Source organism: Hyphomicrobium sp. GJ21, assembly GCF_001006785.1.
Taxonomy (GTDB): Bacteria; Pseudomonadota; Alphaproteobacteria; order Rhizobiales; family Hyphomicrobiaceae; genus Hyphomicrobium_B.
In genome coordinates, this window is record NZ_CDHO01000003.1 from 1,792,177 (window position 1) to 1,807,499 (window position 15,323).

The 15,323-nt window shown below is 62.3% G+C and carries 12 protein-coding genes; 5 read left to right on the forward strand and 7 right to left on the reverse strand.

What is annotated here, in order from left to right:
• Positions 1 to 9: 9 nt before the first annotated feature.
• From fdhF to HYPGJ_RS16930, 5 genes are all read right to left on the reverse strand, one after another.
• Positions 10 to 2,907, reverse strand: a complete 2,898-nt coding sequence (fdhF, locus tag HYPGJ_RS16910; RefSeq protein WP_046848510.1) for a formate dehydrogenase subunit alpha — start codon at positions 2,905 to 2,907, stop codon at positions 10 to 12.
• A gap of 56 nt (positions 2,908 to 2,963) precedes the next feature.
• Positions 2,964 to 4,529 (reverse strand): NADH-quinone oxidoreductase subunit NuoF, encoded by a 1,566-nt coding sequence (locus HYPGJ_RS16915; protein ID WP_046848137.1) that lies wholly within the window; start codon positions 4,527 to 4,529, stop codon positions 2,964 to 2,966.
• On the reverse strand, positions 4,526 to 5,056 hold the full coding sequence (locus HYPGJ_RS16920; protein WP_013216420.1) for a formate dehydrogenase subunit gamma: 531 nt from the start codon (positions 5,054 to 5,056) through the stop codon (positions 4,526 to 4,528). Before HYPGJ_RS16920 ends, HYPGJ_RS16915 begins: the two co-directional genes overlap by 4 nt.
• 179 nt (positions 5,057 to 5,235) lie before the next feature.
• On the reverse strand, positions 5,236 to 6,171 hold the full coding sequence (locus HYPGJ_RS16925) for a LysR family transcriptional regulator (RefSeq protein ID WP_013216419.1): 936 nt from the start codon (positions 6,169 to 6,171) through the stop codon (positions 5,236 to 5,238).
• 65 nt (positions 6,172 to 6,236) lie between these two features.
• Positions 6,237 to 6,977 (reverse strand): SDR family oxidoreductase, encoded by a 741-nt coding sequence (locus tag HYPGJ_RS16930; RefSeq protein ID WP_101536159.1) that lies wholly within the window; start codon positions 6,975 to 6,977, stop codon positions 6,237 to 6,239.
• 349 nt (positions 6,978 to 7,326) lie between these two features.
• Between HYPGJ_RS16930 and HYPGJ_RS16935 the strand changes: the two genes are divergently transcribed.
• A complete protein-coding gene (locus HYPGJ_RS16935; protein WP_244466220.1) occupies positions 7,327 to 9,369 on the forward strand; it encodes an EAL domain-containing protein in 2,043 nt (680 codons plus the stop codon).
• Positions 9,370 to 9,502: 133 nt separating this feature from the next.
• Positions 9,503 to 10,357, forward strand: coding sequence for a TIGR01459 family HAD-type hydrolase (locus HYPGJ_RS16940; protein WP_046848139.1), 855 nt, complete (start codon positions 9,503 to 9,505; stop codon positions 10,355 to 10,357).
• Positions 10,358 to 10,468: 111 nt separating this feature from the next.
• Here HYPGJ_RS16940 and HYPGJ_RS16945 read toward each other — a convergent pair whose 3' ends face one another.
• Entirely contained in the window at positions 10,469 to 11,464 is a 996-nt protein-coding gene (locus HYPGJ_RS16945) for an NAD(P)H-quinone oxidoreductase (protein WP_046848511.1), read from the reverse strand.
• A 155-nt stretch (positions 11,465 to 11,619) separates the two neighbouring features.
• Here HYPGJ_RS16945 and HYPGJ_RS16950 point away from each other — a divergent pair, with 155 nt between their 5' ends.
• Both HYPGJ_RS16950 and HYPGJ_RS16955 read left to right on the forward strand, forming a co-directional pair.
• On the forward strand, positions 11,620 to 11,811 hold the full coding sequence (locus tag HYPGJ_RS16950; RefSeq protein ID WP_046848140.1) for a DUF1192 domain-containing protein: 192 nt from the start codon (positions 11,620 to 11,622) through the stop codon (positions 11,809 to 11,811).
• A gap of 374 nt (positions 11,812 to 12,185) precedes the next feature.
• A complete protein-coding gene (locus HYPGJ_RS16955; protein ID WP_046848141.1) occupies positions 12,186 to 12,734 on the forward strand; it encodes a DUF1465 family protein in 549 nt (182 codons plus the stop codon).
• A gap of 85 nt (positions 12,735 to 12,819) precedes the next feature.
• On the opposite strand, the gene rpmE is transcribed toward HYPGJ_RS16955, so the two are convergent.
• Complete coding sequence (gene rpmE / locus HYPGJ_RS16960; protein WP_013216411.1) at positions 12,820 to 13,044, reverse strand: 50S ribosomal protein L31; 225 nt, start codon at positions 13,042 to 13,044, stop codon at positions 12,820 to 12,822.
• Positions 13,045 to 13,308: 264 nt separating this feature from the next.
• On the opposite strand from rpmE, the gene HYPGJ_RS16965 reads away from it, so the two are divergent.
• The gene (locus HYPGJ_RS16965) at positions 13,309 to 15,126 is read left to right on the forward strand and encodes an ABC transporter transmembrane domain-containing protein (RefSeq protein ID WP_083984167.1); all 1,818 of its coding nucleotides are present in this window, start codon (positions 13,309 to 13,311) and stop codon (positions 15,124 to 15,126) included.
• Positions 15,127 to 15,323 lie beyond the last annotated feature (197 nt).

Sequence of the window (15,323 nt, forward strand, 5' to 3'; positions counted from 1 at the left end):
GCCGCGGAATTACTCCGCCGGCTCCAGCTTCTTCTCCGTGCTGATACGCTTGCTTTCCACGTTGCGGACGTTCCACTCGGACTGCCAATCGGATGGCTGGTTCGACGGCATCACCTGCACCGCAGTCACCTTGTATTCCGGGCAGTTGGTTGCCCAGTCGGACGCGCTGGTCGTGATCAGGTTCGCGCCCGTGCCCGGATGATGGAAGGTCGTGTAAACGACGCCTTGCGGCATGCGATCGGAGATCTTCACGCGGATGGTCGTCGCGCCCGCGCGGCTGGTCAGGGAGACGATCTGCTCGTCCTTGAGGCCGCGAATCTCCGCATCGTACGGGTGCATCTCGAGAACGTCCTCGGGATGCCATGCCATGTTGTCCGTGCGCCGCGTCTGCGCGCCGACGTTATAATGCGAGAGGATACGGCCCGTCGTGAGAATGAGCGGGAACGTGTTGCTCGCCTTTTCATCGGTCGCCATGTACGCGGTCAGCATGAAGCGGCCCTTGCCACGGACGAACTCTTCCGTGTGCATGATCGGTGTGCCGGTCGGATGCTGATCGTTGCACGGCCACTGGATCGAACCGAGTTCGTCCAGACGGTCGTACGAAATACCGGAGAACGTCGGCGTCGTCCGCGCGATCTCATCCATGACCTCCGAGGCGGTCGCGTAGTACATCGGGAAGCCCATCGCGGTCCCGAGCTGCGCGACGATGGCCCACTCCGGCATGCCCTGCTTCTCTTGGAACACCTTGCGCACGCGATTGACGCGCCGCTCGGCGTTGACGAACGTGCCGTCCTTTTCAAGGAACGACGTGCCCGGCAGGAAGACGTGCGCGAACGCGGCCGTCTCGTTCAGGAACAAGTCCTGCACGACGACGATGTCCATCGCTCTGAGAGCGGCCTCGACGTGATGCGTGTCGGGGTCGGACTGCGCGATGTCTTCGCCGTGGATGAACATGCCGCGATACGATCCATCGAGCGCCGCATCGAACATGTTCGGAATGCGGAGGCCCGGCTCCGGATCGAGGTCGCGGTTCCATTCCTTCTTATAGATATCGCGCACTTCCTGGTTGGAGACGTGGCGGTATCCGGGGAACTCGTGCGGCGCGGAGCCCATATCGGACGAGCCCTGCACGTTGTTCTGACCGCGCAGCGGGTTCACGCCCACGCCTTCGCGGCCGAGGTTGCCCGTCGCCATAGCGAGGTTCGCCAACGCCATGACCGTCGTCGAGCCCTGCGTGTGTTCCGTGACGCCGAGACCGTAGTAGATCGCGGCGTTGCCGCCGGTCGCGTAAAGGCGCGCAGCCTCGCGGATCAACTGTGCCGGAACGCGGGTGATGTGCTCGACCGCCTCAGGCGAATGCTGCGGCTGACGGATGAACTCTTCCCAGCGATGGAAATCGGTCTTCTCGCAACGACGATTGACGAACTTCCGGTCGATCAGGTTTTCGGTCGCGATCACGTGACCGATGGCGTTGGCCACCGCGACGTTGGTGCCGGGCATCAGCTGCAAATGATAGTCGGCCTTGACGTGCGGAGAGTCCACGAGCTCGACTTTGCGCGGATCGATGACGATCAGCTTGGCGCCCTCGCGGATGCGCTTCTTCATGCGCGAACCAAAGACGGGATGCGCGTCGGTCGGGTTGCAACCGATGACGAGCATGACGTCGGTCTTGTCGGTGCTCTTGAAGTCCTGCGTGCCGGCGGCTTCGCCGAACGCGACCTTCAAGCCGAAGCCGGTCGGCGAGTGGCAGACGCGCGCGCACGTGTCGACGTTGTTGTTGTTGAACGCGCCGCGAACGAGCTTCTGCACGGAGTAGATTTCTTCGAGCGTAGTCCGCGAAGACGTAACTGCGCCGATCGACTTGCGGCCGTACTTGGCCTGCGTTTCCATGAAACGCTTCGCGGCATAATTGATCGCTTCGTCGAACGTCACGACCTGCCACGGATCGGTGATCTTCTCGCGGATCATCGGCGTCAGCATGCGATCCTTGTGCGTCGCATAGCTGAACGCGAAGCGGCCCTTGACGCAGGAATGACCTTCGTTGGCGCCGCCATCCTTGTACGGCACCATGCGAACGAGTTCTTCGCCGCGCATCTCTGCCTTGAACGAACATCCGACGCCGCAATACGCGCACGTCGTGACGATCGAATGCTCGGGCTGGCCGATGTCGACCACCGACTTCTCGATGAGCGTCGCGGTCGGGCAAGCCTGTACGCAGGCGCCGCACGAAACGCATTCCGACGCCAGGAACTGCTCGTCCATGCCGGCCGAGACGTGCGAAGCAAAGCCGCGTCCGTCGATCGTCAGCGCGAACGTGCCCTGAACTTCTTCGCAAGCGCGGACGCAGCGTGAGCAGACGATGCACTTCGACGGCTGGAACTGGAAGTAAGGGTTCGAAACGTCCGTCTGTTTGAAGCGATCGTTCGCCGAGCCGTCGGCGCGCTTCGCGAACACGTGGTTCTCGCCGTCGTAACCGTAGCGCACTTCGCGCAGACCGACCGCTCCGGCCATGTCCTGCAATTCGCAGTCGCCGTTCGCGGCGCAGGTGAGGCAGTCGAGCGGGTGGTCGGAGATATAAAGCTCCATCACGCCGCGGCGCAGCTTCGCCAGACGTTGGTTCTGGGTCGCAACCTTGATGCCCGGCGCAACCGGGGTCGTGCACGATGCGGGCGTTCCGCGGCGGCCTTCAATCTCGCAAAGGCAGAGCCGGCACGAGCCGAACGGATCAAGACTATCGGTGGCGCACAGCTTCGGGATCTGAATGCCGAGCTGCATCGCGGCGTTCATGATCGACGTTCCTTCCGGAACGGTGACCTCAAGCCCGTCGATCTCGAGCGTGACCATCTTGGTCGTCTCATGAACTTCCGGGGTCTTGGTGCCGTAGTCCGTCTCTTTGATGAGCGTCATCGGCTTAACATGCTGGTTCATAATCCGTCCTCATGGAGGTCGTTGAAGCTGAGCGTTTATTCTGCTGCGTCGGCTAGAAATTTATTCGGCGCCGGCTTGTGAAAATCTTCCGGAAAACCGCGCAGAGCGCTTCTCACGGGATAAGGCGTGAGGCCGCCGAGCGCGCAGAGAGATCCGTCCGTCATCGTTTCGCAAAGGTCTTCGAGAAGCTCGATGTTCCGCTCGCGATCGACGTCCGCGATGATGCGATCCATCACCTCGACGCCGCGTGTCGAACCGATGCGGCATGGCGTGCACTTACCGCAGCTTTCGATAGCGCAGAATTCCATCGCGAAGCGGGCCATTTTTGCCATGTCGACGGTGTCGTCGAACACGACCAAACCGCCGTGGCCGACCATCGCGTCGACCTTCGCGAATTCCTCGTAATCCATCGGCACGTCGAACTTCGACTCCGGCAGATACGCGCCGAGCGGTCCGCCGATCTGCACCGCGCGCACGGGCCGGCCGCTGTAGGTGCCGCCGCCCCAGTCCTCGATCAGCTGTCGTGTCGTGACGCCAAACGCTTTCTCGACCAGACCGCCCTGCTTGATGTTGCCGGTGATCTGGAACGCCAGCGTTCCGCGCGAGCGGCCGATGCCGTAATTCTTGTAGAACTCGCCGCCCTTCGCGAGAATGATCGGGACGGCAGCGAAGCTCATGACGTTGTTGATGATCGTCGGCTTGCCGAACAGACCCTCGATCGCAGGGATTGGCGGCTTGTAGCGCACGAGACCGCGCTTGCCTTCGAGGCTTTCGAGCATCGACGTTTCTTCGCCGCAGACGTAAGCACCAGCGCCCATGCGCACGAAGAGGTCGAACGAATATCCCGAGCCCTGGATGTTATCGCCGAGCCAATTCGCTGCGCGCGCGATTTCGATCGCCTGCCGCAGGTTATGGACCGAATGCGGATATTCCGAGCGGACGTAGATATAGCCTTTGGTGGCGCCACCCGCGACGGCCGCGATCGTCATGCCTTCGATGAGGCAGAAAGGATCGCCTTCCATCAGCATGCGGTCGGCGAACGTGCCGCTATCGCCTTCGTCGGCGTTGCAAGCGACGTACTTTTGATCAGCCGCAAGGTCGTGGACGGTTTTCCACTTTATGCCTGTCGGGAAGCCTGCGCCGCCGCGACCGCGCAGACCCGAGGTCGTCACTTCGGTAACGATGTCGATCGGCTTCATCGCGAGGGCCTTGGTCAGGCCGTCGTAGCCGCCGTGCTTGCGATAATCTTCGATCGAGAAAGGATCGGTGATGCCGCAACGCGCGAACGTCAACCGTTCCTGATTCTTGAAGTAGGGAATCTCTTCCGTCAGCCCGTGGCCGAGCTTGTGGTCTTTGCCGTCGAGAAAACCGGAATCGAAAAGGCTCGGAACGTCCTTCACGCTCACAGGTCCATAGGCGACACGGCCTTTGGGCGTCTCGACTTCGACGAGCGGCTCAAGATAAAGCATGCCGCGCGATCCGTTGCGGACCACGCGAACGTCGAGCTTGCGCTTGCTGGCTTCGTTGATGATGGCGTCTGCGACTTCGTCAGCGCCCATCGAGAGGGCGGCGGCGTCCAGGGGAACGAATACCGTGGTCATTCCGCGGCCTCCTTCTCAAGGCCGGCGATGATTTCATCAAACCGTTTGGGATCGACCCTGCCGTATAGTTTCTCTCCCACCATAACGGCCGGCGAGAGAGCGCAGTTCCCAAGGCAGAAGACCTGCTCGATCGTAACCGCGCCGTCAGCCGTGGTGCCTCCGAGCGGCACGTTCAGCTTGGATTCGGCATGCTGGCAAAGCTCATCCGTTCCCATCGACTGACAGGCCTCGGCGCGGCAGATCTTGACGACATGCTTGCCGACCGGATGCCGATGAAATTCGTGGTAAAAGGTCAGGACGCCATAGATTTCGGCGCGCGAGCGATTGAGCGCCTTGGCGATGATCGGGAGCGTCTCTTCCGGGACATAGCCCAGGTCGTGCTGCATCTCGTGGAAGATCTCGAGAAGCTCGTCAGGCTTATTGCCATGACGCGCACAAATAGCCGCCGCCGCGATCTGCACGGGCGTCGTAGGTGTAATTTCGGGCTTGGTATCGCCCTTTGGTGAACGTCCAACTTTTTTCGCCATGTGGCGCGCTTCCTCGCACGGCCCCCGACGGCAATTCTAGGCCGAACTTGTTATTTAGATGCGCACTTGCCGCGATTTTTCTAGTCTTTTATTTTGCGGGCCCAATCAAATCGGTATCTCCGATCCGGTCATTGACGTCGTCAATGCTGCAATGCGAAAACTAATGGTAGGCTCACAGTTTAAGTATTTTTCTGGTTTGCCATCTGCACCGCAGAAATCCCATGCGTCGAAAAGGACGCGGCCGCTTCGCGGAAAGCGCGGATAAGCGGAGCAACCGGATCGCGGTCGGCGGTGATCATACCGACGCTTTGCGCGACATTGGGCGACGTCAGCGAAATGGCCTGCACGTCCGGATCCTCTCCGAAAATGCCGACGATATATTCCGGCATGATGCTCGCGAGACCCATCAATTTGACGCTCGAATAGAGGTTAACGACCGAATTCGTCTCTAACGCCGGGTTCGGACGACTCTCCGCGATCTTGAAAGCCCGGTCGATGATCCGCCTGTTCTGCATGTTCGAGGTCGGAAGGCCGAGCGGCAGCTCCGCCGCTTGGCGCCAGGTGACCGATTGCTCCTTCGCAAGAGCATGCCCGGCCGGAACGAAAAGGCTGTAGCGCTCGGTATAAAGCGGGGTCGCCATCAGGCCATTGATAGGCTCATTATCGAGATAAGTGATACCCGCATCGAGCGAATAGTCGTCGAGGCCCCGTAGGATTTCCTCGGAGCTCATCGACATCACGGTGAAGTCGATATGCGGGTGCAACTTTCTGACCGCCTGGGTCAGGTAGGGGATCATCGGCAGCGCCGAGGGAATGGCGCCTAACGCCAGCCTTCCGGTCAGCCCGAAATCGCTGGTCGCGAGATGCGCCAGCTCTTGGTGCATCGACGCCCAGTTGTTCAGGATGAGCTGCGCCCACTTCAGAACGCGGGCGCCTTCCTGCGTCAGCCCCTGATACCGCTGACCGCGCTCGACGATCGGAACGCCGAGTTCAAGCTCGAGCTGCCGGATGCGGCCCGAGAGCGTTGGCTGCGTGACGTGACAGGCATTCGCGGCGCGCGTGAAATGCTTTTCACGCGCCAGCGCGACGAGATACTGAAGCTGACGGATATCCATAAACGCTCTCTGCGGCGAGAGCGGTAATCTTCAATGTTTCCCTAGCGGAAAGCAATGGCGCGGTTTCAGCACGCCATTCCGTCGGCATCGAAGACATGCCCCGAGAGGCGACGTCCCCGATGTGATGCGAGATAGAGCGCAAGCGTCGCGACATCGGGCTCGTTCGTGAGGACCGCGCCGTCGTTGAAGCCGCTGTCGCCGACCACGCACGGCCCGACCGCGTTGATGCGGATGCCCTGGCCAGCCCAGCCCTGCGCTTCGTTCGCCGTCATCGCCGCCAGCGCCGTGCGCGCGTAGCCAGCAACGGCCGTATCGCGGGCGCTCGTCGGCCGCGGCATTTTCAGGACGTTAAGGATGAGGCCTTCGCTCAGAACCAGGTTCATGCGGTTCGCGACGATGCGCGTCAGCTGCGCGAGCGGCGAAAGCTTCTCGGTGATCAGCATTTCCAGGTCGCTGTCGCGCTTCACCGCAGCCAGTTCATCCGACGAAATGGAAGCCATGTTGACGGCGGCGTCGAGCCCGCCATAGGCCTGCGCCGATGTCTGCGCGAAAGCGGCGGCGCTGTCGGCGCTCGAAATATTCTGAGTATGCAGGCGAATATCGCCAGCCGTCTGCGTCAGGACAGCCGCAAGTTCGATCAGCTCAGGGGAAAGCTCGGCCGTGTGCACGATCAGACGCGCCTGCAAGTCGGCGAACGAACGCGCAATGTCGATGCCCGACGTCGCGGTAAGACCAGTTATGAGGATGCGCGCCTGCGCGAACTCACTCGTTACATACCCATCGGCACTCGTACTGACACGATCCATGTACATGGCGCTTGATCCCCTGCTCAACAGATAACGCAATACCGGCAAACGCGAGAGGCGCTGTCGGTCGTACGATACCACGGCGATTCGCCTAACGAGACCTAAACAGCACCCCGATTCGGGTGTGCCGGCGACAGGTCAAGGGCGGATTTGCGGCTTTGCACCGAGACTCGCAACGTGCACGCCGATCCTGATGTGTGACTGACGCGCGCCGCACGCGCTGGGAATCGAGCCGATCGCTGCTTAGGCTACGGAAACTTGGTGATAGGTCCCGCGCTCTGCATTGCATCTCGCTTCGCGAGCCTGCGAAGCTTGTCAGAGACACGAATCGATGGGCGGCCTGAAGACCATGAGAAGACAAGACGAAACGAAGCCTTCGGCAGCACCTGCAACGTCAGGTGCGGCGGGCGCGCCGGGTGCGCAAAGCGCCCCCCATACGCCCGGCCCGGACGTCGCGTCGAAACCCGATGCGGCCGCCGAACCGAAAAAAGAGTCAGGGCTGCGAGACGGCTTCGTGCTTCTGAGCATTGTGGTCGTTGCTGCCGCGATCGCGACGATGCTTTACGCGCAGTTCGGTTTGCCGCTGGGCGCGTCGATCGGCGCGGGCGTCGGCGCCTGGATGCTGTTCATGCTGATCCACAAGCAGGTCCAGAAATCGGCGCAGATCGCGGAACTGAAAGCCGAGTTGGCGCGCACGCGCTTTCAAAGCGCTAAACCGCAACGCCCTGCCGCGCTTCGCGGGATGAAACTTTCGCCCGCGAGCGGCGCAGTCAGTGAATCGCGCCAGCCGGAATTCCCGTCGGCCACGACCGCTTCCGACGCCGCGAAAGCCGCGGCCGCCGTCGTACGCTCGGCGCCGTTGGGTGCGGCACCGCAGCGCCCGGCCGCAAATGCGGATGTCGCGTCTACGCCGGTCTCCGCGCCCGTTCATGGCCGTTTGTCCGTGCCGCCACTTCGCGGCGCTATGCCGACGCCTGAACAAGAGGCCGCAGAAACATCGCTGAACGACACATCGAACGATCTGACGGCGATGCGCTTCCCGGCATCGGGGATCGAGCCTGCGCGCGACGAGCGCACGTCCACGGGCGGCGCAGAGTTGATCCGCGATCAGTGGTCGTTCCGCCCGCGCACCGAAGCCTCGGTACCGGGTGCGCCGGCCGCTGCTCGCAGCGCGACGACTGTCGAAGGCGATCTCGAACTCGTGCAGCGCAAGATTCGCGAGCTTGCCGATGAGGTGAACTTCGTCGAAGCCGCGCGCTCGCCCGCAAAACCAATGCGTCCTGAGATGCGTTCGACGCCGACGACCGACGCCATCGAGCATTCGATCGGTGCACTCAAGGCCGCCGCCACCACGATGCGCGAGCGTCCGGGCGGCCTCGGTGACTTCATCCCGAAATCCGTTATTCCCGAGCCTGCGCCTTCGTCGTCGCCGAAACCGGCGTCGCTGCCGGATCTCGGCGAGCTCGTCATTCCCGCAACGGCCGAACGTATCGCGGGCGCCGACCATAGTCCGAAAAAGGCCGAGCCCGAGCTTGAGGCATCGCAGCATGAGCCGCATCATGAATTGCCGCTCCCTGAACGGCCGCTGGTCGACTTCGGCATGAGCAACGCTCCGCCCGCTGCACCGGCGCCGCACAGTCGCGAGCTTGCCCAGGCGATCGATAACGCCGCGATCGACGTGTTCCTTGCGCCGATCGTGACGTTGTCCGAGCACGCCGTGAACCACTACGAGATGACGGTCGCGCTGCGCACGCCGGATGGCGCACGTCTCGACTCGCGCGAGGAAGAGTTCGCGCACGCCGGTCCCGATCTCGCCGCTAAGTTTGACAGCGAGCGGCTTCAGCGCGCCGCAGCTCTCTCGCTTCGCATGGAAGCGCGCGACAAGGATGGTTCGCTGCTTGTCGAAGTCATGGGCGGCTCGCTGTCGGAGCGCGCCTTCCTCGAAACCATCGCGCACGTGTACGGCACCCGCCCCAAGGTCGCGACGCAGCTGGTCGTGCTTCTGACGCAGCGCGCCATCGACGCGTTCACGCCTTCCGTCTGGCAGGCCATTCGCGACATGCACGCCTATGGTTTCCGCTTTGCGCTCGACGGCATCGAACATATGCGTACCGACTTCGCAGCGCTGGCTGTGGCGGGCTTCCGCTTCATCCGCCTGCCGTCACACGTCGTCTTCGATGGCTTCACCGCATCCGATCGCTTCGTTGCAGCCGACGAAATCTATCAGCGCGCGACGCTCGCGGGCCTGTCGATCATCGCCAGCGGCATCGCAGACGCGAAAACTCAGAAGCGTCTTCTGGAGATCGGCGTCGATCTCGGACAGGGCGCGCTGTTCGGCGTTCCCCGGCAGGTGATGCTGACCGGCCCGTCAAACCAGTCGGCCGCCGCCTGAGACGCGATTGAAGCGGACGACGCATCGCCGCGCCGTCCGCCGAGCCCGCTCAAGTCGATGACAGGATGATCTCCTGACGCTATAGGGCACTCCGCGTGCCGACGCCTGGCGCGCGGAGACACCTGGATCATCCATGACTGCAATTCCGGTTCTGCAATCGATCGCGCCCCTCGCTGCAACGGCGGATCTTTGGTTCGTCGATATCTGGGGCGTCATGCACAACGGCGTGCGCCCCTATGCGTCTTCCGTCGCCGCATGCGAAGCATTTCGGCGGCAAGGCGGCACGATCCTCCTCGTCACCAACTCGCCGCGCCCGCGCGAAAGCGTTGCCCGCCAACTCGACGGCATCGGTGTCGCGCGCTCGGCCTACGACGGTATCGTCAGCTCCGGCGATGTCTCGCGCAGCCTCATCGAAGATTGGGCGGGCGAGCCGATCCTCCACATCGGCCCCGAACGTGATTTGCCGGTCTTCGCCAACTTGCAGGCAAACCCCGGAGCCGGCGTCGCCGACGCTGTCGTCGCCGTCTGCACCGGCCTTTATGACGACGAGAAAGAAACGCCGGCCGACTACGCAGACATGCTCGCAAAACTCAAAGCCCGCGACATACCGATGATCTGCGCCAATCCGGATCAGAAGGTCGAGCGCGACGGACGCCTGATCTATTGCGCCGGTGCGATCGCGCGCGCCTACGAAGCGCTGGGCGGCATAGTGAGTTACGCGGGCAAGCCGTTTCAGCCGATCTACGATCTGGCGCTCGAGATCGGCAGCGACACGCGCGGCAAATCGATAGCGAAAGACCGTGTGCTCGCAATCGGCGACGGCGTTTCAACGGACATCGCGGGCGCAAGCAATTTCGGCATTCGTTCGGTTTTCATCGCGAGCGGCGTCGACGTGAACGCGAACGAGAATGTCGGCGCCGCCGCCGCACGCCTGTTCGCGAACTCGTCAGCTCAGCCCATCGCTGTCATGAACGGCTTCAACTGGTAATCGCATCGCGCGACACGAATCCGGCAAGCTGCGCCGCCCTTCCAACATGGCCGCGCAACAGTGCGCGGCACACCGAACGTAGATGGCCGCCTACGCGGCCATCCACGGCAATTAGATGGTCAGTACGATCTTGCCGATGTGTTCGCTCGACTCCATCCGCGCGTGAGCTTTCGCCGCGTCCGCTAACGGAAACGTGCTGTCGACCGGGATCTTGATTTTTCCCGACGCCACCAGCGGAATGACCTTTTCCTCCAAAGCGCGCGCGATGCCGCCCTTCACGTCGTTCGAACGGATGCGCAGCGTCGATCCGGTGATCGTCAACCGCTTCAGCATCACGCGGATGAAGTCGATCGTCGCTGTCGAACCTTTCTGATACGCGATATTGACCAGGCGTCCGTCATCCGCCAGCGCGCGGATGTTCTTGTCGATGTAGTCGCCGCCGACCATGTCGAGAATGACGTCGACGCCGCGCTTGCCCGTTTCGGCTTTGACGACTTCCGAAAAATCCTGGGTCCGGTAATTGATCGCGATGTCCGCGCCGAGCGCGCGCGCGGCCTCGCACTTCTCATCCGAGCCGACCGTGGTGATGACGCGCGCACCGAGCGCCTTCGCAAGCTGGATCGCCGTGACGCCGATGCCGCTCGTGCCGCCATGTACGAGAAACGTCTCGCCCGCTTTCAGCGCCCCGCGCTCGAATACATTGTGCCAGACCGTGAAGAACGTCTCCGGGATCGCGGCCGCGTCGGTGAACGAAAGGGCTTTGGGCTTGCGAATGCAGCAGACCGCAGGCGCGACCGCATATTCCGCATATCCGCCGCCGGGCGTCAGCGCGAGCACCGCATCGCCGACGGCAAGTCCATTGACGCCCTCACCGAGCGCCGCGACCACGCCCGCGACCTCGAGGCCCGGAAGCTCGGAATGGCCTTTCGGCGCCGGGTAATTTCCTTGCCGCTGCAGCACGTCCGGCCGGTTGACGCCTGCCGCTGCAACTTTGATCAGCACGTCGCCCGCGCCCGGCGTCGGCACGGGAATGTCGCGCACCTGCAGAACTTCGGGTCCGCCTTTTCCTTCGATGACAACGGCTTTCATGGAGGTCTGGGCGCTCATCTGCTGATCTTTCATTGTGGGAGTGCGCGAGCAATGCACGCTCCGATCCCGCCCCGCAAGCCGCGCCAACGCGTCACGAGGGCTCAGCGCCTCGACCGCGCGGGCCCGCTTGGCTACTGTCATACCGGAATGAAGCTCAGCATGGAGGTGCGCCAGTGGACCTTGATGACCTGATGCCGGCAAAGAAGCCGAGCGGTGTCGTGATCGGCGAAAGCCTGTCGACGTTGTCCGTCGCGGAACTCGAAAAGCGGATCACGGATCTCAATTCCGAAATCGAACGCGTGCGTATCGAACTCGACAAGAAACGTAGGCATGAAGCCGCAGCGCAGGCGCTTTTTAAATCATGAAGCGCGCGTTAATCGGATTCATCGAATGCCGAATATCGCGCTTAAGAAAAAGCGCGTGATCGCGAAAGCTCATGCGCGCGGCAATCCTGAATTTCGCGTCGTGCGCGAGCAACGTCCGCTTAACCCGAACTTAAGCATATGGCGGCAAAGTCACCACCGATCCGGGCCATCTGGATTGAAGCGGCCCCTCTGCCGCTTGTTTGACGCCTCCTGTTGACTTTCGAGCTGTCCATAAAAGTGGGCGGCTCTTTTTTTGCATTGTCCACAGGATCGAAAAAAGTGCCCCGTTTTGGGCGTTCTTATTAACTATGGTGCCCTACTGTCAGTTCGTGATAGCAACAGCGGACGGGTAAGCGTTTGTATCGTTGAGGGTCATGAGTAACGTATTCAGCGTCGACGGCGCGCAGCAAAGCGGCGCCATAACGGTCTCGTTCGGAGAACGCTTTCAGTCCTCCGAGCAGTTTGACCATATCTTCCGCGAAGGCATGGCGCTGGTCGAGCGCACGGCGAGCTATCTCGATGGCCCGGGCCGCAAGGAAGCAAAGAATCTGAACGGTTCGGCGGGTGTGCTCTATGCAACCGAGAGCATGCGCCTGACGACCCGTCTTCTGGATCTCGCGTCGTGGCTCCTGATCCGCCGCGCTTTGCGCGAGGGAGAGATCACCGACGAAGAGGCGCAGAAGAAACGCCGCCGCGTGAAGCTGCAGGCGTTCGGCCGTCCTTCGCACGTCAAAGGTTTTCCGGAGCTGCCGAACGGCCTCAAAGGCCTGATCGAGGAAAGCTTCGCGCTGCACGACCGCATCTCTCAGCTCGACCGCGCGATGTCGAAGCCGGACGATAGCGAGTCACTGACAGGCGCAGCAAACCCTGTCGCGCAGCAGGTGGGACTGCTCGAGCGCGCTTTCGCGAGCAAGCTCAGCTGAGCGCCGCCAAGATCGAAATCAAAAAAGGCCCGGTCATCGAACCGGGCCTTTTTATTTTGGAAATCTATAAGTCGCGATGCCGCGATCAGAACATGCCTTCGAACTTCTTCTTGAAGCGCGACAGACGGCCACCGCGGTCCATCAGCTTCTGATCGCCGCCCGTCCAGGCGGGATGCGTGTTCGGATCGATGTCGAGGGTCAGCGTGTCGCCCTCTTTGCCGTAGGTCGAATAGGTGGTGAATTCCGACCCATCGGTCATCACGACTTTGATCTGGTGATAATCGGGGTGGAGATCGGCGTCTTTCTTCATGGCGGTAGTCCGTCTTGAAAATGCGTTGCTGGCGGCGAAGCTTCAGAAAGCTCCGGCCCTTTAGATTGCAAAGGGACTGAATTGGCTGCTGTGTACCCGGAAAGAGGGCCCTGCACAAGGCCGGAAAGTCGCACGTAGAGCGCCCGCAGACGGCCCGGCAGCGGCCCATTGTCTCTTGAGCCGGGGCTTAGGCTCAGGCATGGTCCCGGGCGGCTTTAAGGGTTGAAACGGCTATGTTTCCCCGAGCGTTGGATCAGAAAGCCGATGAGCAGCGAAACGACTGATTTGGGCCGCCGGGAAACGTCGACGGGCGAAAACGCCTCGAAAGGGCGTGCCTCGCTGAAGCCGCTCCTCGCGTTGAAGCCATTGATACTGGCTCACAAAGGCGCGCTCTGGGGGGCCGTGATCGCGGTCGTCATGTCGGCGGTTGCGATGCTGGCGGTGCCGATGGCCGTCCGCCGCATGATCGACAACGGCTTCGGTGCGCACGACTCTCACCTGATCAACAGCTACTTCCTGACGCTGATCGGCATCGGCCTGCTGCTCGCAATCGCAAGTCCGGCCCGGTTCTATTTCGTCAACTGGATCGGCGAACGCGTGGTTGCCGACCTCCGCACGAAAGTCTTCGCGCAGCTTTCGACGCTCGGACCGGCCTATTTCGACGTCAACCACTCCGGCGAAATCATGAGCCGCCTGACGGCGGACACGACGCAGATCAAGGCCGTCGCCGGATCGTCGCTCAGTCAGGCGGCGCGCAACTTCATCATGCTCATCGGCGCGCTGGTGATGATGTTCGTCTCGAGCGCCAAGCTTTCGCTGCTCGTCTTCATCGCGATTCCGGTGATCGTTCTGCCGCTCGTCGGCTTCGGCCGCCTCGTTCGGCGCTTGTCGCGAACGGCGCAGGACACGCTTGGCGATGCGTCTGCCTACGCCGCGGAAAATCTCGCCGCGCATCGCACGATGCTCGCCTACGTCAACGAGAAGCAGGTGACGGCGCGCTTCGGCAGCGCTGTCGAGCGCGCCTTCGATGCGGCCCGTCAGCGGATGCAGGCGCGCGCCGCGCTGACAGGCGTCGCGATCTTCCTGACTGTCGCAAGCGTCACGGGCGTGCTCTGGTACGGCGCATCTGACGTCATCGCGGGCAACATGACGGCCGGACGCCTCGGCCAGTTCGTTCTCTACGCGTTGTTCGCAGCCGGAGCCCTCGCGGAACTTTCCGAGGTCTGGGGAGAGATCACGCAGGCGGCCGGCGCTGCCGAACGCCTATCGGAAATGATGGCGACGATTCCTGAAATCCGCTCGCCGGAGAAACCCGTCCCGCTACCGCAGCCGCCGCTCGGCACCGTCGCATTCGAGAACGTGACGTTCTCCTATCCGACGCGCCGCGATGAAAAAGCGCTCGACGGCGTTTCGTTCAACGTCAAGCCTGGAGAAACGATCGCGCTGGTCGGGCCGTCGGGCTCCGGCAAGAGCACGATCTTCAATCTGCTTCTGCGTTTCTATGATCCAAGCGCGGGACGCGTCGACGTCGACGGCGTTAACGTCGCCGATGCCGATCTTGCCGAGCTTCGCGGCAGGCTTGCGCTTGTCCCGCAGGACGTCGCACTGTTTGCCGACACCGTCGCCGAAAACATTCGTTACGGTACGCCGAACGCAACACTGGCGGATATTCGACAGGCGGCGATCGCGGCCCAGGCCGACGGCTTCATCAGCGCGTTGCCCGGTGGATATGACTGCAAGCTCGGCGAGCGCGGTGCGCTGCTGTCGGGTGGCCAGCGCCAGCGCATCGCCATCGCCCGCGCGATTTTGAAGAATGCGCCGATCTTGCTCCTCGACGAAGCCACGAGCGCGCTCGATGCCGAAAGCGAGCATGCCGTGCAGCACGCGCTCGACGGCTTGGTGAACGATCGCACGACACTGGTGATCGCCCACCGCCTCGCAACCGTGCAGAAGGCCGACCGCATCCTTGTCATGGAAAAGGGCCGCATCGTCGAAGCTGGCACGCACGCCGAGCTGGTCCGCCGGAACGGAACGTACGCGCGGCTCGCCGAGCTTCAGTTCGGTCGCGAAGCGGCGGAATAAGCGGGCGCCGGACGCCGGTTAGCTGCAGTCTTAACTGCCGGTTAACGCCCGCCACTCATGATGGTCGCATGAGAGGATTGCTCGCCATCGTCATCCTGTTCGCGGCCTTTGCTTACGACATGTCGTACAACGGCGGCGCAGGCATCGATTGGGTTCTGACAACCTTGGGCGTGCGATAGCGCGCTCGACGTCTACCC